Origin of the sequence: Catenulispora acidiphila DSM 44928 (assembly GCF_000024025.1) — a bacterium.
Classification (GTDB): domain Bacteria; phylum Actinomycetota; class Actinomycetes; order Streptomycetales; family Catenulisporaceae; genus Catenulispora; species Catenulispora acidiphila.
In genome coordinates this window covers 783058-807619 of sequence record NC_013131.1, presented here as the reverse complement: position 1 = coordinate 807619, position 24562 = coordinate 783058, and the positions used below count along the sequence as shown (strand labels likewise).

Sequence of the window (24562 nt, the reverse complement as noted above, 5' to 3'; positions counted from 1 at the left end):
CCTCAAGGACGTCCCCCTACCCCTCCCGCAGCCCCGCCGCCAAAGCCGCGCGCGCCGGAACCCACGTCGCGAGCCCCGCCAGGGCCGCGCCGCCGCCGATGACCACCGCCAGTGTCGTCGGCGGCATGGAGACGCCCGCAGTGCCACGCGTCATGCCGCTCGCATAGGTCGTCAGCACCGCCGTGGCCACGGCCAGCCCGAGGCCCGCGGCCACCACCACCGCCGCCGCGGTCTCCCACCCCAGCATCCGCTGGACCTGGCGCCGTGTGGCGCCGGTCAGCCGCAGCGCCGCGAACTCGCGCCCGCGGTCGCTGATGCTCATCGCCAGGGTGTTGACCACGGCGATCGCGGTGAAGGCGACGATCAGGCCGAGCGTCACGTAGCCGATCTTCGCGCCCGCGTCGTTGCTCGTCGACTGCGCCTGCACCCGGTCCTGGATCCCGAGTCCCGGCTCCGCCTTCAGCGCGCCGACCAGCGCGGCGCGCTGCACTCCTGGCGCCTTCACCAGCAGTTCGTCGTCCAGCGGGACGTCCACGTGCGCCGCCACCAGATCGTGCGCCAGCACCAGGTCGCCGAAGCCCAGCTGCCGCGAGTAGATCGCGACGATCGTCACGTGCGCGGGCGTCCCGTCCGGCAGTGTCATCGAGACCTGCGATCCGACGTGGAATCCCTGCCCGTACGCCGCCGCCGCGGTGTCCTGTCCGGTCAGTTGCGCGACGCTCCCTGCCGTGACGCCGAGATCCAGCGTGTCCGCGAGTCCCGCCGGCGTCACCCCCAGCACGTTCCGATCGTTCAGCCCGGTCCGCACCGTCGCGTGCAGCACCTCCGTGACCGTCCGCACCCCCGGCACGGCCTTCACCTCCGCCGCCGCGCTCGCGGGCACCTTGCTCCCCACGACGTAGTCCGCGACGTTCCCCGCCGCCCGCTGCGCCGACGCCGCGTCCGCGACGCTCGTCTGCGAGAACAGGATCGTGCACGCCATCGCCGTCATCAGCGTCAGCGGCGTGATCACCGACGCCAGCCGGGGCGCGGCGGCCCGCAGGTTGTTCGCCGCCAGATACCCGCCGACCCGCGACAGCCGCAGCGGCACCCCCAGCACCGCCACCGCGACTCGCGCCACCCACGGACCGAGCAGCGCCAGCGCGACGCACCACAGCAGCACCGCGTTGAAGCACACCGGCGTCGAGGCGGCGTCGCTGTGCAGGATCGTCAGCAGCGCCGTCAGGACCGTGGCGCCGGCGATCGCCAGCACGCCGAACAGAGCCCTGACAAACGACACCCGCGGCGGCTTCATCTCCGCCTCGCCGAGCGCCTCCACCGGACGGATCCGCGTCGCCCGCCGCGCCGAGATCCGAGCCGCAGCCCAGCCCGCAGCCACTGTCGCCACCACCGAGGCGGCCACCGGGAACACCGACAGCACCACCGGCACGTTCGCCGGAATGATGTTCAACGACACGAACTCGCCATGCAGCCACGAACCCAACGGCAGCCCCGCGAGCGCCCCCGCCACCCCCGCGGTCAGCCCGACAGCCAGCGCCTCGCCGCCGATCATCTTCCGTACCTGCTTGCCGGTCGCGGCGACCGCGCGCAGCACCGCGATCTCTTGCTGCCGCTGCTGGATCGACAACGCGAACGTGCCGACCACCACCAGAATCGCGACGATCAGCGACGTCCCGCCAAGCACCGCCCCCATGCTGATCAGCCGCACCGAAGCGTCGGCGGAGTCCGGGAACTCGGCCGCACCACGGGAATCGCCGGTGTGCACGACCGGAGCCGGGACCACCCCCGCAGCCGCCGACGAAAACAGAGCCTTGACGTCCTTCTCCGTAGACCCGGGGTCCGCAGCGGGAAAGACCCCGATCGCGTCGACCAAACCGTCATGCCCGGCAAGCTGCCGAGCCTCCGTCGTGTCGAAGTAGATCGCCGCCTGACTCGCAAAGCCCTGCGACGTGACGCCCACGACGTGCACCGGCATCGTCCCGCGCGCCGTACGCAGCGGCGCCGTGGACCCGACGTGCAGGTTCGTCTTGGCAGCGGTCGACGCGTCCAACACCACCTCGCCCGGCGCAGCGGGCGCGCGTCCAGAAGCCAGCGTCAAGGTAGACAGGGAAGCGGATTCCCAACCGTGGCCGAAGGAACCGTTGGTCGGACCGCCGGGCAGATACGCCGCGAACATCACCTCGGTGGCGACCGCCTTCACCGAAGACAGACCCCTGATCTGATCCGCGAGCGCCGCCGAGACCCACGCATGGTCGGTGCTCGCCTTCTCCTTGTCTTTCTCCTTGCCCTTGCCCTTGATCTCGACCATATGTACGTCCTGGTCGCCGGTCACGACGATCGGCGCAGCGGCGAACCGCTCCGGCTTGACGCTCCCGAGAATGCCGGTGACCAGCAGCGTCCCGCAGCCCGAGACCAGTGCGGCGGCACAGAACAGCGCGACCAGCGCGCCGATGAAGCCGCCCTTGCGATGGCGCAGCGTGGCGACGGCGAAGGGAAGCATCATCGCGCCCACGCTCCCAGCCGGATCATGCGGTCGGCGACACCGGCGGCGGTCGGTGCGTGCATCGAGTCGGCGATGCGGCCGTCGGCGAGGAACAGGACCGTGTCGGCGTACGCGGCGGCGACCGGGTCGTGCGTGACCATGACGATCGTCTGGCCCATCGTGTCCACGGTCTCGCGCAGCAAGACCAGCACCCCGCGCGCGGTCATGGTGTCCAGGGCGCCGGTGGGCTCGTCAGCGAAGATCACCTCGGGGTCGGCGATCAGCGCCCGGGCGATCGCGACCCGCTGCTGCTGACCGCCGGAGAGCTGGCCGGGACGGTGGCCGGTGCGATCGGTGAGACCGACGCGCTGGAGCACCGCCGCCAGCCGTGCGCGGTCGGCACGCTTGCCGGCCAGGCGCAGCGGCAGCGTGATGTTCTGGCTGACGGTCAGCGAGGACACCAGATTGAACGCCTGGAAGACGAAGCCCGCGCGCTCGCGGCGCAGCTCGGTCAGCTTGGTGTCGCTGAGCCCTGACAAGTCGGTCCCGCCGAGTTTGACGGTGCCCGCGCTCGGCCGGTCCAGCCCGGCGGCACAGTGCAGGAAGGTGCTCTTGCCGGATCCGGACGGGCCCATGATCGCGGTGAAGCCGCCCTTGGGCAGCCCGACCGAGACCTCGCGCAGTGCCGCGACCGCCCCGCGTCCCTTGCCGTAGACCTTGCTGACGGCCTGGAGCGTGATCGCCTCCGGGACCGTCCGTGTGATCGCCTCGTTCATACCGACAAGCCTGCCGAGCTGCGGGTTCGTTCCCCAGAGACGGCGTCATCGATCACCCGTGACCTCGTCACGGGTATCGTCGTGACGTGATCCGACTGTTGTTGGCCGAGGACCAGCTCGTGGTGCGCGGCGCCCTGGCCGCCCTGCTGGAGCTGGAGCCGGACCTGCGGGTCGTGGCGCAGACCGCGACCGGCGACGAGGTGGTGCCGCAGGCGCTGGTGTTCGCGCCGGACGTGGCGCTGCTGGACATCGACATGCCCGGGACCATCGACGGGCTCGAGGCGGCGGCGCGGCTGAAGGAGCAGCTGCCGACCTGCCGCACCCTGATGCTGACGTCCAACGGCCGCCCCGGCATGCTGCGCCGCGCGCTGGAGGCGAAGGTGGACGGCTTCCTGCTGAAGACGGCGCCACCGGAGGAGCTGACCGCCGCCATCCGCACCGTCGCCGCCGGCGGTCGGGTGCTCGACCCGACGCTCGCGGTCACCGCCTGGGACCTCGCCGAGAACCCGCTGACGCCGCGCGAACGGGACGTCCTGCGGGAGCTGGCCGGCGGCGCCGAGCCGCCCGAGATCGCCGCCACGCTGCACCTGTCGACGGGGACGGTGCGGAACGTGCTCACGGCGATCGTGGGGAAGCTGAACGCGCGGAACCGGACGGACGCGGTCCGGATCGCTCGCGATGCCGGGTGGGTGTAAGAGCTTTACTACCCTGCCTCGATGTCAGTATCGGAATCGGAATCGGCAGGATCAGCGGAATCTCTGAGCGAACCTCTGCTCAATCCGCAGCACTGACCGTGCCGGAGCCTAGCGCGGCAGCTCCGCGTGCAGCAGGTACCAGCCGTCGTCGGGTCCGGCTGTCAGGGTTCCGCCATACTCGGCGAGGCGCAGTGTTAGCCCGCCGACGCCAGATCCAGGCGATCCGGCAGATCCGACGTCCGCCGCCACGCCGTCGTTCTCCACCTCCAGCCGCACCGCGCTCTCGGTCATCGTGACGGCGATCCGTGCGTGGCGTGCGGTGCTGTGCCGCAGTACGTTCGTCACCGCCTCGCGCAGCACCACGCCGAGCACTGCTCCCGCGTCCGGCGGCAGCGAAAGCTCGTCGCCGTCGACCTCCACCACCACATCTGCCGCCGCCAACACCGCCGATGCCGATGCCAACTCGTCGCCGAACGACAGCTCGCGCGACCCGCCTGTCAGGGCACGTAGTTCGCTTTCGCCTTGCGCCGCCAAGCGTTCCACGTCGCGGATCTCCGCCAGGCAACGCGCGGGATCGGTCGAGCGCAGCCGCCGGGCCAGCTCCGCCTTGAGCAGGATCGCCGCGAGTCCATGCCCCAGCAGGTCGTGCAGATCCCGCGCCGCACGCAGCCGCTCCCCCACAACCGCCGCGCGCGCCAAGCCGTCATTCGCCTGCTGGAGCTCACGCACCAGGCGCGCCAACCGGAGCATGCCGTACACGATCAGACACGTCACCAGCGCGTTCAGCATCGCCAACAGCGCGCTCGTGCCGTCAGCGGCTGCCAGCAAGCCGCCGACGCCCAGCGCCGCCGCGACCACCGGCACCGCCAACGGCAGAGGCAACGCGACCAACAGCGAACCTGTCAGCAGCCCGAGGGAGGCGATCCAGTTCTGCCCGAAGGCGTGCATCGGCGCGAAGGTCAGCGCCGCGAACAGGACGAGCGCCGCCTCGCTGTGCCGCTTCTCGTCCCGGACCGAGTACACGACCTGCAGCGTGCACAGCACCGCCAACACCAGCAACGCCGGCGCGATCAGGGCAGCGGGGACGTAAAGCAGAGTCCGTACACAGAACGCCGCCAGCAGCACGTAATAGAGCACGCTCGCTCGCCGCAGCTCCGGCGTGTCCACCGGTTCCGCCGCCGACGGCGTGGCCGGCACCGACGCCTCGACCGCGAACCGACCGTCTGCCTCCAACCCTGCCGCCAACCGTCCCCCGCTGGCACGAACCCGCTCCGCGAGACCATCCAGCACGTCCGTCCCGAGCGCAGCAGTCCGCACGCCGTCGCTGACCACCCGCAGCGTCACCTGTCCGGCGGCCTCCCCGGTGACGATCTGGCAGTGCCGCGCGTCCCCGACCCGCACCACCGCCGTCACCGCCTCCCGCAATACCGTCGCCAGCACGGTTCCGGCCGGGCCGAGCGGCTCGGTGTGCCCGGTGACCACGTCCGCACCGATCCCCGCCGACTGAAGCAGGGCCCTGGCACTGGCCGATTCCGGCGCCAGCGACAGGCTGCGCAGATCGGCGGCGGTCGCGCGGGTCGCGGCGAGGGTCGCGCGGGCGTCGGCGAGCAGACCGTCCAGGACGTCCGGGTCCCCCTTCGCCGCCAGGTCCCGGATCCGGGTCAGGCCTGAGGACAGGTCGGCGTCCAGACCCTCGGCGATGCGCAGGCGCTCGGTGGTCACCGCTGCGGCGGCGAGCGTCAGCCGGGTCTCGTGGACGCGCGCGGCGAAGGCGGCCAGCGTCGTCACCGCGTAGAGGACCATCCCGCCGAGCAGGACCGTGGCGCACATGTCGACGGTGTCGCGCGCACTGTCCGTCCGCACCGCGTGTACCCACGCCGTGGCGCCGAGTACAGGTAGGACCAGAGGCCACAACCCTTGCAGGAACACAGATCCGACCGGCACGGCCAGCAACCCGACCGACGCTCCGGCCGGCACGACCGCCACGAAGCCGCACGCCAACTGCGCCACGACCCGCCGCCACGACAGCGGCTGGAACTCCAGCGCGAGAATCGCCAGGCACGCCGCGATGATCGTCAGACCCGCCGCCGGATCGCTCGGAATGCGCCCCACAGCCTTGATGAGGTGCACCGACAGCAGCGCCGCGGCTACGGCGAACACCAGTCCGCGCGCCAGCCGAGGCGGGCTGTCGCTCCCCGTGATCCCCACTCGGTCATCGTAAAGGTGAGCGGCGCTTTTGCGACTGGTTGCGCGGTAAGGGTCTCTTGGCGGACTCGCTAAGGACCACATGGTGACCACCTGTCGAAATACCTCGCCGACGGGCAGGCCGCTCGGAGTATGGTCTAGACCGGCCCTGGGAGGGATCTTGTCCTCGACCATCGAAGCGGGTGTCGGCACCGAAGACATCCGCAAGGACACTGTGTTCGGCCGCATCGGCGGCGCGCTACGCGAACGCGAATTCCGGTGGTGGTTCGCCGGGCAGATCACGTCGGCGTCCGGGGTGATGGCGCAGGGGGTGGCGCTGTCGTGGTGGATGCTGCAGCGGACCGGCGACGCGGTGTGGCTCAGCGTACTGACGGTGTGCACGATGGGCCCGACGCTGATCGGCGGCGCGTGGGCCGGGGCGGTGGTGGACCACGCGGATCGCCGGCGGCTGCTGATCGGCACGCAGACGGTCCTGATGGGCATCGCCGCGGCGCTGACCGTCCTGGCCGCGACCGACACGCTCGCGGTGTGGAACGTGCTGGTCGCCTCGGTGCTGGCCGGGACGACCATGGCCGTGGACTCGCCCGCGCGGCAGGTGTACGTCGTGGACCTGGTCGGCGCCGACGGCGTCGCGAGCGCGGTCGGGCTGTGGGAGGTGGCGCTGAACACCTCACGGGTCGTGGGTCCGGGCTTGGGCGGCGCGCTGCTCGCAGGTCCCGGCGCCACCGCGTGCTTCGGCGTGAACGCGTTTTCTTATCTGGCGCCGCTGATCGTGCTGCTCCGGATGAAGCCCCGGACGACCGCGCAGGTTCGGACGCGCGGACGTGCCCGGGGCGCCGCGCGTGACGGCATCCGCTACGCGTTCCGCTCGCCGGTCATCAGGGCTCTGCTTCCGATGTCGACGGCTTCCGGCTTGATCTTCGGCATGGGTATCGCGCTGCCGCCGCTGGTCCAGCGTGCTCTGCACCAGGGCGGCGGCGGGTACGGCGCGATGATGGCGGCGTTCGGCGTCGGCGGGCTGCCCGGGGCGCTGCTGGCCGCCGCCCAACCCGAGCCGACCGGCCGCCGCGTGCGCTGGCTCGCGCTGGCGACCGCGGCGGCGGTGATCGGGACCGCGGTGGCGCCGGTGATGGCGGTCGCGTTGGTGGGGATGGTGGCCCTCGGCCTGACGTCGATCTGGTTCATCGCCTCGGCCAACACCCTGGCGCAGTTGCGGTGCGCGCCGGACATGCGCGGCCGGGTGATGAGCCTGTGGGGCGTGGCGATGATGGGGACCGCGCCGATCACCGGGTTCGGCGTCGCGGCGGTGGTGCAGTACGTCGGACCGCGCGAGGGGTTCTCCATCTCGGGCATCGCGCTCGGGCTGGCCGCCGTCGTCGGCTGGCGGGCGTTGCGCGACTAGGTCACGCGACGGCCTTCGGCTCAGGCTCTGAGGCCGGACGAGTGAACTGTCGGGCCCGAACCGTGTAACCGCCGGTGCATCGGCCAAGAACCCCGATGCCGACCCATCGCCGACCTCGGGAGCCGGAACCATGCGCAGCACGCTGCGGCACGCCGTCCTCGCCCTCACCGCGGCCTCGATCGCCGCCCTCGGCGCGCTGTCCGTGCCCGCCGCCAGCGCCGCGGCGCGTGCGTCCCACACCGAGTACGGTCCGCCGGTGCGCCTCGGCGCCGGGACTGCGCGGACCTACCTCGTCTCCGAAGGCTCCACGCCGTTGGAGATCGGCGTGGTCGTCGATGCTGCGGCGACCGAATCCCTGCCCGCCTCGCCGCCGACCGACGGGCACCACTGCTACGACGTCAACGGCGACGGCCGCATCAACCCCGTCACCGAATGCGCGGGCGGCTACTACCTGCCGCTGCATCTGCCGTCGGACGCGCCGGCGCCCTATCGCTGGGTCCTGCTGAACTGGAACCCGTCGGGTCATGGGCCGGTCGGCATGTACGACACGCCGCACTTCGACATGCACTTCTACGTCGTGCCGCGCTCGGCGGTGGACGCGATCGGCTACGGCACGTGCGGTCAGCTCGTGGCGTGCGACCAGGTCCCGGAGGTCGCCGCGCCGCTGCCCGCGAAGTACGTCCCCAGCGGGTATCCGCCCGCGCTGAAGCAGACCGTGGAGGTCGCTATGGGCGACCACCTCGACAACGACGCCGGCTTCAAGAACGGCGCGACCTTCGTGTACGGCTCGCTCGACGGCCGCATCGCCTTCCTGGAGCCGATGATCCAGCGCGACGCGCTGCGGCAGACGCCGGCCGGCGGACCGCGCCAGTGCCAGCCGGTGGCGCAGCCCGCGGCGTGGCAGCGCAGCGGGTGGTACCCGACGTCGTACTGCTTGGGGCAGACGGCCGACGGCGGCTACCAGGTGAGCCTCGACGGGCTCGTGCGCCGGCACCGGAGCTGAGGTCAGCGGGACCCGGCGCACAGAGGTGGGGTGGGTAGGACGCGCCGGATGCCGCCGACGGCGGGGCTGCCGGAGCTACTCGAGGATGGCGCGGAAACGTTCGGCGGCAAGGTCGAGCTGGCTGGCGATGTGCTGCTTCACGTCGTCGTCGAGCGGGGTGTCGGCGCACAGGGCGAATTCGCGCAGCTGCGGGACGAGCGGCGCGTACTTCGCAGAGGCCTTACGGACCTTCGGGCCGGTGGTGTGGATGATGCCGACGCCGTTGTCGGTGAAGTCGGACAGCTTGATGACGCGTGCCCACGGATGCGCTTCCAGGCTCTCCACGACGTGCTCGCGGTACTGCTCCTGGCGGTCGCGCTCGGGGTCGTAGTCGGGGTTGGTGACGGCGGCTATCAGGTCCGCGACACGCGGGGTGAAGGCGCGGCCGAGCATCGTCAGCGCCGCCTCGCGCTCCCCCGCGCCGCGTTCGGCGTCGCTCGCCAGATCGGCGAGGTCGCGGGGGTGGTCTTCGACGGCGTCGTGCAGGAGTGCGGCGCAGAGCACTTCGACGTCGTGCACGTGGTAGTGGCGGACGATGCGGATCGCCACGCGAAGCAGATGGTTGGCATACGGCTCGCGCACTCGCTTGTCCGCGGCGTGCAGGCGCGAGGCGACGCGCTCGGCACGCAGCAGCGTCGCGCGCTCCTCGTCGGGGAACGCCTCGCTCTCGATCTCGAAGAGCATGCGCAGCCCGGCCTCGCCGTAGACCTCGGTCACGGCGTGGATGGGCATGACCTTCAACTGACCCCGCTCGATCCGGTCCATGGCGGCGAATCTAGCGGGGTCGGGGGAGAAGACTCCAGGCGGTGTGCGGTCGAGCGTTCGGGCTAGGCGTTCATCTTGGTCTGCCAGTCGACCGGCACGCGGCCCTTCGGTCCGGGCACCGGCTGGTCGGCCGGGTGGCTGTCCGGCGGCGCGAGCTCGGGACCGGACTCGTAGAAGTTGTCGTTGCTGAAGTCGTAGAACCAGTCCTCGCCGGGCTCGAAACTGGTGATCATGCTGTGGCCGCTCGAGGCGGCGTGCTTGCGGCCGTGCTGCTCCGGCGAGTTGTCGCAGCAGCCGACGTGGCCGCACTGCGCACAGCGGCGAAGGTGCACCCACCAGCCGCCGCTCTCGTCGCACTCGACGCAACCGGTACCGCTCGGCGGGACGCTCGGATCGACTCCTGGGATCGACATGCCCCAGACGCTACCCGGCCCGGGGCGCGGGCGCGCGTCAAGCGCTCGGAGCTGGGGATTCGGTGCGTCGCGGGATGCTTCGGGGTGCGCCGAAACGACCCGGCCGTAGGTTCGGGGCATGGTGACTTTCACGGCGCGCGCCGACATCGAAACCGCGCTGGCCGATCCGCTGCTGGTCCCGCTGCCTGCGGAGTCCGGGCCCGAGGGGTCTATGGCGTGGCTGCGTGCCACGGTCGCGCGGTTCGCGCACGGCACGGTTCACGCGCGCCGGCGTGCGTATGTCGAAGCGGAGTTGGCGCGCATCGACGGGAACGAGCTGCGCCGCCTGGCCACCGGCCGGTTCGGCGACGACCGGACGCGCGTCCTGCGAGCCCTCGCGCGAGCGATGCGCCTGCCGGAGCTGGACGATGCCGCGATCGACGCGTTGTGCACCGTGGCCGCGAATTACTTCGGCGGGGAGGACCCGGCTGCGGACGACGCCGTGAAGCTGCTCCTGCCGCTGATGCGCGCTGGCGATCCGGAGCAGGCTGCGAACCGGGTGGGCATCCTCATCCAGGCGTGCGACGCCACCGCGGCCTTGATCGCCGCCGCCCGGGACGGCTCCGGCAAGCCGCCGGTTCAGGTCATGCGGCGCGTCGCGCTCGAGGCCACGGAGGTAGGGACAGTCGAGATTCCCCAGGGCGCGTCAGTACTTCTGGAAGTCGGACCGGTCGGGCTCACGTTCGGCAGCGGACCGCGTGCCTGCCCGGGGAGGGAGCTGGCGCTCGCTCTCGCCGAGGGTGCCTTGGCGGAATCTCCGGAATCCCTAGCATCGCCGCAGTAGTAGGCGCAGTAATGGCCGCAGTAATAGGCGCCTACCCGCTCGGCGCAGTCTCGCCGCGCGCACCTCCCTTATGGGGTGTTGTCTGGATTCATGTCCATGAGCTCCTACGGCGGCTTCTTCGACCGTTCCGACGATCCCTTCAACGACCTGCTCAACCGGTTCTTCGGGATGTCACCGGAGTTCTCGCCCCCGCGGGTCCAGCGCGTGCCGATCGGGCAGCTGCTGACCGACTCGGCGCGGGAGCTGATCTCCACCGCCTCGCAGCGCGCGGGCCAGGACGGCAGCTCCGACCTCGACACCGAGCACCTGCTCTGGGCGGCGACGCAGGTCGAGCCGACGCGCGGCATCCTGGCCGCGGCCAACGTCGACCCGGACCGGCTGGCGCAGACGATCAAGAAGTCGCTGCCGGCCTCCGGGAGCACGCCGTCGGCTGAGCCCGGGCTCACGCCGGCTGCCAAGCGCGTGCTGATGCGCGCTCACGAGCTGTCTCGGAGCTCCGGCTCGACGTACATCGGGCCGCAGCACATCCTGGCGGCGCTGACCGAGGACCAGGACTCCGGCGCCGGGCACGTGCTGAACACCACGCAGGTGGACGCCAAGGACCTGGGCAAGCGCATCACGAAGGCTTCGCGCGCCGAGGGCATGCCCACCGGTCCGGAGCAGCCGTCGGACACTCCGACGCTGGACGAGTACGGCCGGGACATGACCGAGGACGCCAAGGCCGGCAAGCTCGACCCGGTGGTGGGCCGCGCCGACGAGATCGAGCAGACCGTCGAGGTGCTGTCCCGGCGCACCAAGAACAACCCGGTGCTGATCGGCGATCCCGGCGTCGGCAAGACGGCGATCGTGGAGGGTCTGGCGCAGCGCATCGTCTCCGGCGACGTGCCGACGACGCTGGAGGGCAAGCGGGTCGTGATGCTGGACCTGGCCGCCCTGGTCGCCGGGTCGAAGTACCGCGGGGAGTTCGAGGAGCGGCTGAAGAACGTCATCGACGAGGTCGGCAAGGCCGCCGACTCCACGATCCTGTTCATCGACGAGCTCCACACGGTCGTCGGCGCGGGCTCCGGCGGCGAGGGTTCCATGGACGCCGGCAACATCATGAAGCCGGCGCTGTCGCGCGGCGAGCTGAACGTCATCGGCGCCACGACCATCGACGAGTACCGCAAGAACATCGAGAAGGACGCCGCGCTGGAGCGGCGCTTCCAGCCGGTGCTGATCGCCGAGCCCACGGTCGAGGAGACCATCGAGATCCTGGAGGGCCTGCGCGACCGCTACGAGGCGCACCACGGCGTGAAGTTCACCGACGAGGCGCTCGCGGCGGCGGCGCTGATGTCGGACCGCTACATTTCCGACCGCTTCCTGCCGGACAAGGCGATCGACCTGATCGACCAGGCCGGCGCGCGCATCCGGCTGCGCAACCTGGGCAAGTCCACCGAGGCCATCGAGCGCGAGGACAAGCTGGCCAAGCTCACCCGCGAGCGCGACGAGGCGGTGTCCGCGGAGAACTACGACCGCGCCAAGGATCTCAAGGCGCGGATCGAGGAACTGAACGACGAGGTCGCCACCATCGAGGAACGCCGCGAGGGCACGCTGAAGGTGACCGAGAAGGACATCGCCGAAGTCGTCTCCCGCCGCACCGGCATCCCGGTCGCGCAGCTGAACGAGGACGAGCGCACCCGCCTGCTGAAGCTGGAGGACGCCCTGCACGACCGCGTGGTCGGGCAGGAGGAGGCGGTCACCGCGATCGCCGAGGCGGTCCGCCGCTCGCGCGCCGGCATGGGCGACCCGAACCGCCCGACCGGCTCGTTCCTGTTCCTCGGACCCACCGGCGTGGGCAAGACCGAACTCGCCAAGGCCCTCGCCGAGCTGCTGTTCGGCGACGAGGACCGGCTGATCCGCTTCGACATGAGCGAGTTCCAGGAGAAGCACACGGTCTCCCGCCTGCTGGGCTCCCCGCCCGGATACGTCGGCTACGAGGAGGCCGGCCAGCTCACCGAGCGCGTACGCCGCAAGCCCTATTCGGTGATCCTGTTCGACGAGGTGGAGAAGGCGCACCCGGACATCTTCAACACCCTCCTCCAGGTCCTCGACGACGGCCGCCTCACCGACGCGCAGGGCCGCACCGTCGACTTCCGCCACACGGTGGTCATCATGACCTCCAACATCGGCAGCCAGCTGATCCTCGCGCACATGGGCGACACCGACGAGATCCGCGACCAGCTGATGGACCAGGTCCGCAGCTTCTTCCCGCCAGAGTTCATCAACCGGCTCGACGAAGTGGTGATCTTCCACAGCCTCGGCAAGCCCGAGATGGGCAACATCGTGGACCTGATGCTCGACAGCTCCCGCCGCCGCCTCAAGGCGCAGGAACTCGGACTGGAGGTCACCGAGAAGGCGAAGAACTGGCTGGTCGAACGCGGCTACAAGCCGGAGTTCGGCGCACGGCCACTACGCCGCACGATCCAATCCGAGCTGGACAACAAGGTCGCCACCCTCCTGCTGTCCGGCGACACACACCCAGGCGACACCATCGTCGCCGACGAGGCCGACGACCACCTGGTGTGCACCGTGAAGCACGAAGACGAGCCCGTGGGCGCAGGCGCGTCCGGAGCAGCCGGCTGAGGAGACGACGCCGGCTATGGCGCCGCCGCGGATGGGGTCCGCGGCGGCGTCCGGCGTTTCGGGCGCTGGCGACTGATGCGCGGGTGGGGTGCGGCTGAGTGGGGTGCGGCTAAGTGGGGTTGGTGCGGTTGGTTGGTGGGCTTTGAGAAGCTTTTTACGTCTTCGAGCATGGTTCGATGGCCTCGCAGGGGACGCAGTGCGGTGGCAGATATCTGAGTAGCGTCGGCGGCCGGCGGTGGAGGCTGTTCACGACCGCGCAGGTCCGAGTCACTGCGCACACGTTGGGGCTGGTGTTGTCCCGGATCCCTTGTCGCTGTCGGCGGGCTCTGCCAATCATTGCGGACTGGCGGTGTCGTCTACGGCGACGACAGCGATGAGGGATCCGGGACAAAGGTGACCACAAGCAGGACCGCCGCCGAACAGTCCAACCCGGCCCGACCCCCCGTTGCAGAGTGCCCCGCCGGAGGCGCCTGCCCTTGGCCTTGACTTTCGGTGCCCCTCAAACGCGGCAGACACCCGCCAAGTCCAAAGTGTGCGCAGTGACTCGGACCTACGCGCGGTCGTGAACAGCCATAACCGCCGGCCGCCGACGCTACCCAGATACCCACCACCGAACTGCGCCCCCTGCGAGGCCATCAAACCATGCTCGAAGACGTAAAAAGCTTTAAAAACCCACCAACCCTCCCGCCCGGCCGCCCCACACCGCCCAGAAACCGATCAGGCCACGCCCGGCTTGATCAGCCCCGTCTCGTACGCCACGACCACAGCCTGAGCCCGGTCGCGCAGATTCAGCTTCGCCAGGATCCGTGCGACATGCGTCTTCACCGTCGCCTCCGAGAGGTGGAAGCGCGCTGCCAGCTCCGCGTTCGACAGTCCGCGGCCCAGGAGGCCGAGTACTTCGCGCTCGCGGGGGGTCAGTGTCGCGAGGTCCTTGTGGAGGGCTTCGGTGCGGGGGTTCACCGTGGGGACGGCGAAGCGTTCGACGAGGCGGCGGGTGATTGCCGGGGCCAGCATCGCGTCGCCGGCGCGGACCATGTGGACGGCGGCGACGAGGTGCTCCGGGCTGACGTCTTTGAGGAGGAATCCGCTGGCGCCGGCGGTGATCGCGGCGTAGACGTACTGGTCGAGGTCGAATGTTGTCAGGATGATGATGCGGGGTGTCTCGCGGGGGGCGTCGATGGCGGAGGTGATGGCTGCGGCGTTCTCTGCCATGATCAGCCGGGTCGCCTCCAGGCCGTCCATGCCGGGCATGCGGATGTCCATCAGCACCACGTCGGGCCGCGTCTCGCGGACCACGCGCAGGGCTTCCTCGCCGTTGGCGGCCTCGCCGACGACGTCGATGCCCTCGGACATCAGGATCATGCGGAAGCCGGTGCGGACCAGTACCTGGTCGTCGGCGATCACCACGCGCAGCGCGGTCACGCTGCCACCCCCTCCCTCAGCGGGATCACGGCGCTGACCATGTAGCCCCCGGTCAGTCGCGGTCCCGCGCTCAGCGTCCCACCGTAGACCGCCAGGCGCTGGCGCAGTCCGGCCAGGCCGCGGCCGTTGCCGGTCGCCGCGGAGGAGGAGGCGCTGCCGCCGGTGTCGACGACGTCCACCTTCAGGCGCTGCGGACTGTAGTCCAGCGTCACCCGGATCAGGGCGCCGACCGCGTGCTTCACCGCGTTGGTCAGTGCTTCCTGGACCACGCGGTACGCCGCCAGGTCCAGCCCCGAGGGCAGCGGGATCACGTCGCCCTCGATCGCCAGATCCACGCGCACGCCGCCGTTGCGGATGCGCTCGACCAATGCCGGGATCTGCTCCAGACCCGGCTGCGGGGCGAGGTCCGCGCTGCCGGCCGGATCGCCGCCCTGCGAGGTCATCGTCAGCAAGCCCATCACATGCCGGAGTTCGGCCATCGCCGCGCGGCCGCTGTCCTCCACGGCCAGCAGTGCCTCGCGCGCCAGATCCGGGGATTTGTCGAGTACCTTGCGCGCCGCGCCGGCCTGCACCACCATCACGCTCACGTTGTGCGACACCACGTCGTGCAGCTCGGCGGCGATCCGTGCGCGTTCCTGCTCCACGGCCCGCAGCGTCGCCGATTCGCTTTGCTCCTCCAGGTCCTCCACGCGCTGCCTCCAGTTCCCGATCGCGTTGGCGCCCAGGACGATCGGGATCAGGAACAGGAACGGCACGAATCCGCGCGTGACGTTCGGGAGCTCGCCGCCGCGGGTGGCGGCGAGCAGGATCGCGCCGACCGCGAGGCTGTAGACCATCGCCGAGCGGTAGGGGCTGTAGATCGCCGCGCTGTAGGCGGCGATCAGGATCGACATGAAGGTGAAGATCGCGGTGTCGTTGGCGTCCGTGACGTTGGCGTGCAGCGCCATCACCGCGAGTTCGCAGGACCAGAACGCGGCCAGCGGGAAGCGGCGGCGCACCATCAGCGGCAGCGCGGTCATCACGACCAGGAAGGAGTCCCGCGGTCCCACCACGATCAGGTGGTTCACGCTGTAGAACGGTCCGTGCTGGTCCGGGATCGGCATCGCGTGGTGGTAGCCGCTGTTGAGCGTGCTGAACACCATCGCCATCGCCAGCGTGACGTCCGCCGCCCAGGCCCAGCGGGTGGGCGACGGCGACGCTCCGGTGCGGCGGTGCAGCCCGTTCCACGCGCTCCGGGTCCAGCCCTCGACGTCCCTGTTCACCGGCCCAGTGTCGCAAGAACCCAGGCCGCTCCACATCATCCGCTCCGTCTACCGGCCTACGCCTGCGGGATACACCCCCAGGATGACGCCGCCACCGCATCGGCTCAGCGGTGTATCAGTTTTCATGACCCAGGCCGACGCGGCCGATCACGGTCTGTTCGTAGGTTCGTGGCCATGACGAACCCGCCGATGATCGATCTGCGTGACGCGACGAAGAAATACGACGACGGCCCGCCCGCACTGGCCGGCGTGACCCTGTCCGTGGCCGCCGGGGAGTGCCTGGCGGTCCTGGGCCACTCCGGCAGCGGGAAGTCCACGCTGCTCAACCTGATCGCGGGCCTGGACCGGCCGACCAGCGGGAGCGTGACGGTCGACGGCACGCGGGTGGACCAGCTCGGCGAGGCCGGCTCCGCCAAGTACCGGCGGGCCTCGATCGGGATGATCTTCCAGTTCTTCAACCTGCTGGACGATCTGACCGTGCTGGACAACGTGCTCATCCCGGCGCAGCTGGCCGGAATGGGCAAGAGCCAGGCCCGGCGCCGCGCCGGCGACCTGCTCGGCACGCTGGGCATCGACCGGCACGCCAAGGCCTACCCGCAGCGGCTCTCCGGCGGCGAGCGCCAGCGCGTCGCGGTCGCCAGGGCCCTGATGAACTCCCCCGCGCTGCTGCTCGCCGACGAGCCCACCGGTGCGCTGGACTCGCACTCCGCCGCCGACGTGCGCCAGCTGCTGCTGGACCTCAACGGCGAGGGGCAGACCATCTTGCTGGTCACCCACGACGTCGAGCTGGCGGCGACGACCGCGCACCGGACCATCGAGCTGGTGGACGGTGCCGTGGCACGGGACGTGGTCGGCGGTGCGCCGCGGGGGGACGCATCGCCGACCCGGCCCGGGGGTGCGGCGAACGCCGTCCGCACCGGCAATGCCGCCGCCGCAGCCGCCACCGCAGCCGCGACCGCAGCCAGCCCGACCGCCGCCACGACCGCCACCGCCACCTTCGACGGCCCGTCGGGAGCAGTCCGATGACGCTGCACAAACCGCTGTCTCGCCGCGTCTTCGAGGCCGCGTTCCGGGCCGTGGCCCGACTGCTGCTGGCGGCGGCCCGATGAGCGCCCTGGGCAAGGTGGTCCGCTCCGGCGTCGGCCGGCGCCGCGTCCAGTCCTTCGTCATGGCCCTGACCACGCTCGCCGCCGTGACCTCCTCCGTGCTCTCGCTCGGTCTGCTCACCGCGGTCTCAGCGCCCTTCGAGCACGCCTTCGCGCACCGCCACGGCGCGCACCTGGCCGTGCAGTTCAACGGCAGCAAGGCGGCGCCGGACCAGATCGCCGCCACCGCGCACGCCGCCGGCGTCACCGAGTCCTCCGGCCCGTACCCGATCACCACCGCGCTGGACACGACGATCGGCAGCGACTGCACCGCGACCGGCGGGCCCGGCATGCCCTTCGCCGGCAGCTCCGCGCCGGCGGCCACGGTGTCGACGCGGCCGAGCCTGTCGGGCGGCTCCGGACTGGACCAGATCGTGCTGGACCACGGCGCCTGGCCGACGACCGCGAACCAGATCGTCCTGAACAACTTCCCGGTCGACTGCCTCGGCAAGTCGGTGGTGTTCAGCTCGCTGCCGGGCAAGCCGTCGTTCGTCGTCGTCGGGTTCGCGAACTCGCTGACCAGTACCGCCACCGGCTGGACCACCGAGGCCGGCTTCGCGCGGCTGACGGCCGGCGGCGCGCAGGCGGACTCCCAGATGCTCTACCGGTTCGCCTCCGCCGGGACCGATGCCCAGATCGCCGCCGACCGGCAGGCGGTCACCGCCGCCGCGCCGGCTGGCGCCTACGAAGGCTCGCAGTCGTACCTGACCGCCGAACAGCAGGCGACCGGCAACGCCAAGGCGTTCGTGCCGTTCCTGATCGTGTTCGGCTTCCTCGGCCTGTTCCTGTCGGTGCTGATCATCGCGATCGTGGTCAGCGGCGCGGTGGTGTCGGCGACCCGGCGGATCGGGATCCTGAAGTCGCTCGGCTTCACCCCGGCGCAAGTGGCCCGCGCTTACGCCGCGCAGGCTTTGATCCCGGCGGCGGTCGGCGTGATCGCCGGAACGGTCTTCGGCAACCTGCTGGCCGTCCCGGTGCTGAACGGCACCAGCCACGATCTCGGCGCGGCCGGTGCCGGCCTGCCGTTGTGGGTGAGCATCGTCGTGCCGCTGGGGACGCTGGTCCTGGTCGGGATCACCGCGCTCGTGCCGGCGCTGCGGGCCGGCCGGCTGCCGGCGGTGCAGACGCTGGTGGTCGGCCGGGCTCCGAGGGCCGAGCGCGGACGTGCGGCGCAGCGTCTGGCGTCCCGCCTGCCGCTGCCCCGCGCGATGTCGCTGGGACTGGCCCAGCCCTTCGCCCGGCCCGCGCGGGCCGCGCTGGTCGGCGCCGCGGTGCTGTTCGGAGCGGTGAGCGTGACGTTCGCGCTGGGGTTGGAGACCGGCTTCAGCAGGTTCCAGCAGGAGCGGACCGCCGGGTTCAACGACGCCTCGGTGATCGTGGTGCCGAGTCACTCCGACAGCAGCGGGATTCCGCATGGCCCGGGCGGGTTCTACGGTCCGAACGACCCGCGCACGCCGCATCTGGACCCGGCGAAGGTCGCCGCCGCGCTGGCCTCCGTCCCGGGCACCGAGGCCGCCTTCGGCTGGGGGGACAGCGGCGCGACCATCATCGGCGCGCCGACCGGCGACCCGAGCGAGGTGGACACCATCTCCGGGACCTTCTCCTGGACCGGGCTGGAGCTGATCTCCGGCCGCTGGTACTCCGGGCCCGGCGAGGCGGTGGTCAGCGACCGGCTGGCGTCCGCGATGGGGACGCACGTCGGCGACACTGTCACCGTCGTGCAGTCGGGCAAACCGCTCGCCCTGAAGGTGGTCGGGATCGACTTCGACACCCACGACAGCGGACGCTCCGTGCTGGTCGACAGCGCGACGTTCAGCGCCGCCGGACTGACGCCGCGGACCGACCAGTTCAACGTGGAGCTGGGCGCGAACGTCGACGGACCGAACTGGGCCGCCTCCGCCACGGCCGCGCTGTCGCCGCTGCACGCGTCGGTCGACCACGAGCCGGGCGGCAACCGGTCCGACGTGGTGCTGACGATGAGCGCGCTGGTGGCGACGCTGTCGGTGATGCTGCTGGCGGTCGCGGCGCTCGGGGTGCTGAACACCGTGGTCCAGGACACCCGCGAACGGATCCACGACCTGGGGATCTTCAAGGCGCTGGGAATGACGCCGCGGCAGACCGTGAGCATGGTGCTGACCTCGGTGGCGTTCACCGGGCTGATCGCCGGGCTGATCGGGGTGCCGATCGGGACGGCGCTGGAGAAGGCGACGATCACCCCGATGGGCAACGCGGTCGGCATGCATCTGCCGCCGAGCGTGACCCACACCTACTCGCTGAGCCTGTGGCTTCCGCTGCTGGCCGGCGGGGTCGCCATCGCGGTGCTCGGGGCGCTGCTGCCGGCCGGCTGGGCGGCGCGGTCGCGGACCGCCGCGGCGCTGCGGACCGAGTAGCGCCGCACGGGCGCCGCGTGACGGCGGTCACGTGAGCCGTCATCACGGCATCACAAAGGAATGCCGGCCTGTCCGGGGTTGATACCCTCGAAAGGTCGGCATTCCGCCGCGGCTCGTCACCGAGTACAGACCTCAACACAATGGCGTGAGAGGCACATCAGCATGGCGGTCAGCGTTTTCGACCTGTTCTCGATCGGCATCGGCCCGTCGAGTTCGCACACCGTCGGCCCGATGCGGGCGGCCAGGATGTTCGTCAAGCGCCTGGACAACGAGGACGTGCTGCCCAAGGTGGCACGGATCCGGGCCGAGCTGTTCGGCTCCCTCGGCGCGACCGGCCACGGCCACGGCACGCCGAAGGCGGTGCTGCTCGGGCTGGAGGGCCAGGTCCCGGCGACCGTGGACGTGCGCGGCGTGGAGACCGACCTGGCGCGGATCCGCGAGACCGGGCGGCTGCGGCTGCTGGGGACCGAGCACGGCACCGCCGCCGAGGTCGGCTTCAGCGAGGACCGCGACCTGGTGCTGCACCGGCGCAAGTCGCTGCCGTACCACTCCAACGGCATGACGCTGGCCGCGTTCGACGAGCACGGCGAGCCGTTGACGACCAAGACCTACTACTCGGTCGGCGGCGGGTTCGTCGTCGATGAGGACGCCGTCGGCGCCGACCGCGTGGTCCTGGACGACACCGTCCTGAAGTACCCCTTCCGCACCGGCGCGGAGCTGCTGGACCTGACCGCGCAGACCGGTTTCAGCGTCAGCGGCCTGATGCTGGAGAACGAACTCGCCTGGCGCACCGACGCCGAGGTGCGCACCGGCCTGCTGGAGATCTGGCGGGTGATGCGCGAATGCGTCACCGCCGGCATCACCAGCGAGGGCATCCTGCCCGGCGGGCTGAAGGTCCGCCGCCGCGCCCCGGGCATCGCCCGCACCCTGCGCGCCGAGGGCAACCGCGAGATGCACGCCAACGAGTGGGCCACGCTGTGGGCGATGGCGGTCAACGAGGAGAACGCGGCCGGCGGCCGGGTCGTGACCGCCCCCACCAACGGCGCCGCCGGCATCATCCCGGCGGTGCTGCACTACTACATCAACTTCGTGCCCGACGCCGACGAGGACGGCGTGGTCCGCTTCCTGCTCGCCGCCGGCGCGGTCGGCATGCTGTTCAAGGAGAACGCCTCCATCTCCGGCGCCGAGGTCGGCTGCCAAGGCGAGGTCGGCTCAGCCTGCTCCATGGCCGCCGCCGGCCTGGCCGAAGTCCTCGGCGGCACCCCGGAGCAGGTCGAGAACGCCGCCGAGATCGGCATGGAACACAACCTGGGCCTGACCTGCGACCCCATCGGCGGCCTGGTGCAGATCCCCTGCATCGAACGCAACGGCATGGCCGCGGTGAAGGCCGTCACCGCCGCCCGTATGGCACTGCGCGGCGACGGCAAGCACCACGTGTCGCTGGACAAGGTCATCAAGACCATGAAGGACACCGGCCGCGACATGTCGGTGAAGTACAAGGAGACCGCGCGCGGCGGGCTCGCGGTGAACGTCATCGAGTGCTGACGCTCACGCTCGCTCCTTCCAGGTCGGGCGGGCCCTGGGTGCTCAGGAGCGCGGCGAGCCGGTCGGCTTGCTGCGCTGTCGCTCCAGCGGGGAGGGTCGAACCACCCGCTGGCGAGGGGTTGGGCACCGAGCGTGTCGTTGGCGACGGCGCCGTCGACGAGCAGAGCGGCCGGCCCGGCGGTCCGGGCGGTGAAGTCGGCGAAAGCCTGGGCGCCGGCGCTGTCGAAGGTGAACTTCAGGGCCCAGGAGGTGCCACCCGAGCTGCGGGCGGTATCGGCGCGCTGTTCCGCCGACACCCCCAGGACGCGGTAGCTGATACCCACCGGGGCGGCGATCCAGGCCGCCTGGGCCTTCCCGTTCTGATCGCACGCCCGCCAGATGTCGTCGGCCTTCACCGTCGAGATCAGACAGGAGGACTCCGGGGTCCACTGCGGTCCCGGCGCATAAACAGCCGGCCGGATCTGCAGGATCCCGGGCTTGCCGATCGTCTTCAACGCGCTCAGATCCGCGGCGTGGCCGGTCACCTCGAGGCGCCAAGGACTGTGCAGCACGGTGGCCCGCACGTCTTTCAGCCCTTCGGCTCCGGCTCGCGCACGGACCCACGCCTTCACCGAGGCGTCGGTGGTCTGTGGGCTCACGGTTCCGGTCTTGCTCTGGAAGGTCACCGTCACCTGGTCCGCGAGCCGGTGCCGATCGCCGCCCGCCGAGAGCGCCACCGCTCCGCCGACGCCTGCCATTCCGATCGCCGCCGCCAGCAGCGCGAGCAGCGGACGTCGCCGAAAGCGCTTCCCGCTCACCGCGGCCTCGGCGATGCGGTGCGCGTCGAAGACCGGAGGTTCGTGGCGGTCGGCTTCCGTGAGCAGGACCCTCGACAGGGTGTCTTCGATCTCTGCCATACCTTCTTCGAGCCCTGTCATGCTGTCCGCTCCTCCTCGTGCGCCGCCATCGCCTCGCGCAGTTTCGCCAGCGCGCGGGCCGCCTGCGACTTCACCGTGCCGACCGAGATGCCCAGCGCCTCGGCGATCTGCGCCTCGGTCAGGTCGTCGTAGTAGCGCAGGACCAGGACCGCGCGCATCCGCGGCGGGAGCTGACTCAGGATCCTGATGACCGCGTCGTGCTCGTCCACGTCCGGGTACGCGTCGGGCGCCGCGCCGTCGTGCTCCATCAGCGGCAGCGCCCCGCGTCCGCGCCGGCGGTGGTGGTCGGCGGCCAGGTTCGCCAGGATGCGCCGCACGTAGGCTTCCGGGGCGTCCATGGCCGCGACCCGGTCCCAGTGCCGGTACGCGCGCTCCAGGGCGCCCTGCACCAGGTCCTCGGCGGCGTGCCGGTCGCCGACGATCAGGACCGCGGTGCGGAACAGCGCGGCAGACCGGGCCGCGACGAACTCGACGAAGCCCGGGTCCACCGTGGGTGGGGGTCTGCGTTTCATGGGGTGCTGAACCTCGTGGCGGGGCGGAAAGGTTGCATCATCTCCGAACTTCTTCGCCGTGTCGCCTGCCGCCTCCCCTGCGCCGCCTCCCTTCCCCTCTCCTCCTGCGCGGCTTGACACGCGTGCCCACCCGCTTGCATGGTTAGTTACATGAGTAATGAACCAAGGAACCGCTGATGGACGAGGGCCGCCCGCTCTTCCAGCAGATCGCCGAACAGATCGAGGCCTCGATCCTGGACGGTTCGCTGGCCGCGGACACGCAGGCGCCGTCGACCAACGAGCTCGCCGCGTTCCACCGGATCAACCCGGCGACCGCGGCCAAGGGCATCAACCAGCTGGTATCCGACGGGATCCTCTACAAGAAGCGAGGGATCGGGATGTTCGTGGCGAGCGACGCGCGCCGGCGCGTGCTGGACCGGCGGCGGGAGTCGTTCGCGCGCGACTTCGTCGAGCCGCTGCTGGCCGAGGCGCGGCGGCTGGGACTGAGCGCGGCCGACGTGCGGGACCTGATCGAGAAGGGGGGACAGGGACGATGAACGCTGTGGTCGTGGAAGACCTGACGATGCGCTACCGCGGGCACACCGCCTTGGACGGGGTGGACCTGACGCTGGCGCCGGACACCATCCACGGGCTGCTGGGCCGCAACGGCGCCGGCAAGACCACGCTGATGCGCATCCTCACCGGGCAGGAGTTCGAGACCTCCGGCCGGGTCGAGGTGTTCGGGCAGCCGCCGCGGGAGAACCCGGCGGTGCTGAACCGGGTGTGCTTCATCCGCGAGGCGCAGAAGTACCCGCAGAACTTCAAGGTGCGCGAGGCCTTCGCCGCCGCCGCGATCGCCTGCCCCGGCTGGGACCAGGCGTACGCCGACCGGCTGGTGCAGGACTTCGACCTGCCGCTCAAGCGCCAGATCAAGAAGCTCTCGCGCGGGCAGCTCTCGGCGGTCGGCATCATCATCGGCCTGGCCGCGCGCGCCCCGCTGACCTTGTTCGACGAGCCGTACCTGGGCCTGGACGCGGTCGCGCGGCACGTCTTCTACGACCGGCTGCTGGAGGACTTCTCCGAGAACCCGCGCACCGTCATCTTGTCCACCCACCTCATCGACGAGGTCGCCGACCTGGTCGAGCATGTGGTCCTGATCGACCACGGCACGGTGCTGATGGACGCCGACGCCGACGGGCTGCGCGGCCGCGCGGTGTCGGTGAGCGGGCCCGCCGAGGCCGTGGCCGCCTACGTCGAGGACGCACCGGTGCTGCACCGCTCGGGACTCGGCGGGCAGCTGCGGGTGGCGCTCGCCGAACGGCCGGAGCGGCCCGCCGAGGGCGTCAGCGTGGACTCGCTGTCGCTGCAGGAACTGATCGTGCTGACCACGAACCAGGGGGACGGGAAATGACCGAGACCGTCAAGGCGCTGCGCATCCAGCTGCTGAAGCCGAGCACGACGATCGGGGTCCAGTGGTACAGCCTGGGCCTCGCGCTGCTGATCTGCATGGGGTTGTTCGGCGTCATCCACGGCAGCTCCACGCCGTACACCGGCCGGACCACCGGGGCGCTGGCCGCGTTCTACCTCTCCGGGGTCGGCGTGCAGCCGTGGCTGGTGAACCAGCTGTTCCCGTTCTCGATGGCGCTGTCCGTCACCCGCCGGGCCTTCATCCAGGCCACCGCGCTGCTGGTGCTCGCCGAGGCGGTGCTCGCCGGGCTCGGGCTGGCGGCGCTGAACCAGATCGAGATGCACACCCACGGCTGGTTCGTGCAGATGCGGCTGCTGAATCTGCCGTACGTCCATCAGGACAGCTACTTCGCGCAGGCGCTGGTCTACGGCGTCCCGATGATGGCGCTGACCTCGGTCACGGCCTTCCTCGGCGCGGTGTTCCGGGTCTTCGGACAGGTCGGGCTGTGGGCGTTCAGCGTGGGGATGGCGTTCCTGTCCGCGGTGGTCGTGGCGATCCTGGTGCTGACCCACAGCATGGGCCACGTCGGGCACTTCTTCACCACTCAGCCGATGCTCGCCGACTTCGCGCTGTACCCGCTGGCGCTGGTCGTGCTCTTCGGCGGCGGCTGGGCGGTGCTGATGCTGCGATCGCGGGCCTAGCGGGGGGCGCGGGTCCGGATGTCAGAGCTCTGGCAGGAGGGGATCAGAGCACTGAC

Annotated in this window: 19 protein-coding genes; 11 read left to right on the top strand and 8 right to left on the bottom strand. The window is 71.0% G+C overall.

What is annotated here, in order from left to right; all coding sequences use genetic code 11:
• Positions 1 to 16: 16 nt before the first annotated feature.
• Positions 17 to 2503: an ABC transporter permease gene (locus tag CACI_RS03430; protein ID WP_012784923.1), complete on the bottom strand. Its 2487-nt coding sequence runs from the start codon at positions 2501 to 2503 to the stop codon at positions 17 to 19.
• Positions 2500 to 3258 carry an ABC transporter ATP-binding protein gene (locus tag CACI_RS03425; protein ID WP_012784922.1) on the bottom strand — a complete coding sequence of 253 codons (759 nt, stop codon included), beginning with the start codon at positions 3256 to 3258 and terminating at the stop codon, positions 2500 to 2502. Before CACI_RS03425 ends, CACI_RS03430 begins: the two co-directional genes overlap by 4 nt.
• An 86-nt stretch (positions 3259 to 3344) precedes the next feature.
• Between CACI_RS03425 and CACI_RS03420 the strand changes: the two genes are divergently transcribed.
• Positions 3345 to 3953, top strand: a complete 609-nt coding sequence (locus tag CACI_RS03420) for a response regulator transcription factor (protein ID WP_083795502.1) — start codon at positions 3345 to 3347, stop codon at positions 3951 to 3953.
• A gap of 108 nt (positions 3954 to 4061) precedes the next feature.
• On the opposite strand, the gene CACI_RS03415 is transcribed toward CACI_RS03420, so the two are convergent.
• Complete coding sequence (locus tag CACI_RS03415; RefSeq protein WP_012784920.1) at positions 4062 to 6161, bottom strand: sensor histidine kinase; 2100 nt, start codon at positions 6159 to 6161, stop codon at positions 4062 to 4064.
• A gap of 157 nt (positions 6162 to 6318) precedes the next feature.
• Between CACI_RS03415 and CACI_RS03410 the strand changes: the two genes are divergently transcribed.
• Entirely contained in the window at positions 6319 to 7560 is a 1242-nt protein-coding gene (locus CACI_RS03410) for an MFS transporter (RefSeq protein WP_012784919.1), read from the top strand.
• 130 nt (positions 7561 to 7690) lie between these two features.
• Positions 7691 to 8563 carry a hypothetical protein gene (locus CACI_RS45010; protein ID WP_012784918.1) on the top strand — a complete coding sequence of 291 codons (873 nt, stop codon included), beginning with the start codon at positions 7691 to 7693 and terminating at the stop codon, positions 8561 to 8563.
• Positions 8564 to 8638: 75 nt separating this feature from the next.
• Here CACI_RS45010 and CACI_RS03400 read toward each other — a convergent pair whose 3' ends face one another.
• Together CACI_RS03400 and CACI_RS03395 are read right to left on the bottom strand one after the other, a co-directional pair.
• Positions 8639 to 9367, bottom strand: a complete 729-nt coding sequence (locus CACI_RS03400; protein WP_012784917.1) for an HD domain-containing protein — start codon at positions 9365 to 9367, stop codon at positions 8639 to 8641.
• Positions 9368 to 9429: 62 nt separating this feature from the next.
• On the bottom strand, positions 9430 to 9780 hold the full coding sequence (locus tag CACI_RS03395) for a UBP-type zinc finger domain-containing protein (RefSeq protein ID WP_012784916.1): 351 nt from the start codon (positions 9778 to 9780) through the stop codon (positions 9430 to 9432).
• A gap of 118 nt (positions 9781 to 9898) precedes the next feature.
• On the opposite strand from CACI_RS03395, the gene CACI_RS03390 reads away from it, so the two are divergent.
• Together CACI_RS03390 and CACI_RS03385 are read left to right on the top strand one after the other, a co-directional pair.
• Positions 9899 to 10603: a hypothetical protein gene (locus CACI_RS03390; RefSeq protein ID WP_012784915.1), complete on the top strand. Its 705-nt coding sequence runs from the start codon at positions 9899 to 9901 to the stop codon at positions 10601 to 10603.
• Between the two features lie 90 nt (positions 10604 to 10693).
• Complete coding sequence (locus tag CACI_RS03385) at positions 10694 to 13225, top strand: ATP-dependent Clp protease ATP-binding subunit (protein WP_041540026.1); 2532 nt, start codon at positions 10694 to 10696, stop codon at positions 13223 to 13225.
• Positions 13226 to 13942: 717 nt separating this feature from the next.
• Here CACI_RS03385 and CACI_RS03380 read toward each other — a convergent pair.
• Together CACI_RS03380 and CACI_RS03375 are read right to left on the bottom strand one after the other, a co-directional pair.
• Positions 13943 to 14647 (bottom strand): response regulator, encoded by a 705-nt coding sequence (locus CACI_RS03380; protein ID WP_012784913.1) that lies wholly within the window; start codon positions 14645 to 14647, stop codon positions 13943 to 13945.
• On the bottom strand, positions 14644 to 15909 hold the full coding sequence (locus CACI_RS03375) for a sensor histidine kinase (RefSeq protein WP_049871457.1): 1266 nt from the start codon (positions 15907 to 15909) through the stop codon (positions 14644 to 14646). The genes CACI_RS03380 and CACI_RS03375 overlap by 4 nt, the downstream gene beginning before the upstream one ends.
• Positions 15910 to 16083: 174 nt before the next feature.
• Here CACI_RS03375 and CACI_RS03370 point away from each other — a divergent pair, with 174 nt between their 5' ends.
• From CACI_RS03370 to CACI_RS03360, 3 genes are all read left to right on the top strand, one after another.
• Positions 16084 to 16935 (top strand): ABC transporter ATP-binding protein, encoded by an 852-nt coding sequence (locus tag CACI_RS03370; protein WP_012784911.1) that lies wholly within the window; start codon positions 16084 to 16086, stop codon positions 16933 to 16935.
• A gap of 79 nt (positions 16936 to 17014) precedes the next feature.
• On the top strand, positions 17015 to 19444 hold the full coding sequence (locus CACI_RS03365; RefSeq protein ID WP_012784910.1) for an ABC transporter permease: 2430 nt from the start codon (positions 17015 to 17017) through the stop codon (positions 19442 to 19444).
• 162 nt (positions 19445 to 19606) lie between these two features.
• Entirely contained in the window at positions 19607 to 20989 is a 1383-nt protein-coding gene (locus tag CACI_RS03360; protein WP_012784909.1) for an L-serine ammonia-lyase, read from the top strand.
• Between the two features lie 913 nt (positions 20990 to 21902).
• On the opposite strand, the gene CACI_RS03355 is transcribed toward CACI_RS03360, so the two are convergent.
• On the bottom strand, positions 21903 to 22418 hold the full coding sequence (locus CACI_RS03355; protein ID WP_012784908.1) for a SigE family RNA polymerase sigma factor: 516 nt from the start codon (positions 22416 to 22418) through the stop codon (positions 21903 to 21905).
• A gap of 176 nt (positions 22419 to 22594) precedes the next feature.
• Here CACI_RS03355 and CACI_RS03350 point away from each other — a divergent pair, with 176 nt between their 5' ends.
• From CACI_RS03350 to CACI_RS45005, 3 genes are read left to right on the top strand one after another with little or no spacing between them, the layout of a single operon-like run.
• Complete coding sequence (locus CACI_RS03350) at positions 22595 to 22954, top strand: GntR family transcriptional regulator (protein WP_012784907.1); 360 nt, start codon at positions 22595 to 22597, stop codon at positions 22952 to 22954.
• Positions 22951 to 23808, top strand: a complete 858-nt coding sequence (locus CACI_RS03345; protein WP_012784906.1) for an ABC transporter ATP-binding protein — start codon at positions 22951 to 22953, stop codon at positions 23806 to 23808. The genes CACI_RS03350 and CACI_RS03345 overlap by 4 nt, the downstream gene beginning before the upstream one ends.
• Positions 23805 to 24506 (top strand): hypothetical protein, encoded by a 702-nt coding sequence (locus CACI_RS45005; protein WP_012784905.1) that lies wholly within the window; start codon positions 23805 to 23807, stop codon positions 24504 to 24506. The genes CACI_RS03345 and CACI_RS45005 overlap by 4 nt, the downstream gene beginning before the upstream one ends.
• The last annotated feature ends 56 nt before the right edge of the window (positions 24507 to 24562 follow it).

Excerpts from the sequence above, each read along its gene's own strand:
- CACI_RS03400 (WP_012784917.1), bottom strand. The coding sequence starts at position 9,367 with ATGGACCGGATCGAGCGGGGTCAGTTGAAGGTCATGCCCATCCACGCC.
- CACI_RS03430 (WP_012784923.1), bottom strand. The coding sequence starts at position 2,503 with ATGATGCTTCCCTTCGCCGTCGCCACGCTGCGCCATCGCAAGGGCGGC.
- CACI_RS03425 (WP_012784922.1), bottom strand. The coding sequence starts at position 3,258 with ATGAACGAGGCGATCACACGGACGGTCCCGGAGGCGATCACGCTCCAG.
- CACI_RS03390 (WP_012784915.1), top strand. The coding sequence starts at position 9,899 with ATGGTGACTTTCACGGCGCGCGCCGACATCGAAACCGCGCTGGCCGAT.
- CACI_RS03385 (WP_041540026.1), top strand. The coding sequence starts at position 10,694 with ATGTCCATGAGCTCCTACGGCGGCTTCTTCGACCGTTCCGACGATCCC.
- CACI_RS03395 (WP_012784916.1), bottom strand. The coding sequence starts at position 9,780 with ATGTCGATCCCAGGAGTCGATCCGAGCGTCCCGCCGAGCGGTACCGGT.
- CACI_RS03370 (WP_012784911.1), top strand. The coding sequence starts at position 16,084 with ATGACGAACCCGCCGATGATCGATCTGCGTGACGCGACGAAGAAATAC.
- CACI_RS03345 (WP_012784906.1), top strand. The coding sequence starts at position 22,951 with ATGAACGCTGTGGTCGTGGAAGACCTGACGATGCGCTACCGCGGGCAC.
- CACI_RS03350 (WP_012784907.1), top strand. The coding sequence starts at position 22,595 with ATGGACGAGGGCCGCCCGCTCTTCCAGCAGATCGCCGAACAGATCGAG.
- CACI_RS03360 (WP_012784909.1), top strand. The coding sequence starts at position 19,607 with ATGGCGGTCAGCGTTTTCGACCTGTTCTCGATCGGCATCGGCCCGTCG.
- CACI_RS45010 (WP_012784918.1), top strand. The coding sequence starts at position 7,691 with ATGCGCAGCACGCTGCGGCACGCCGTCCTCGCCCTCACCGCGGCCTCG.
- CACI_RS45005 (WP_012784905.1), top strand. The coding sequence starts at position 23,805 with ATGACCGAGACCGTCAAGGCGCTGCGCATCCAGCTGCTGAAGCCGAGC.
- CACI_RS03355 (WP_012784908.1), bottom strand. The coding sequence starts at position 22,418 with ATGAAACGCAGACCCCCACCCACGGTGGACCCGGGCTTCGTCGAGTTC.
- CACI_RS03365 (WP_012784910.1), top strand. The coding sequence starts at position 17,015 with ATGAGCGCCCTGGGCAAGGTGGTCCGCTCCGGCGTCGGCCGGCGCCGC.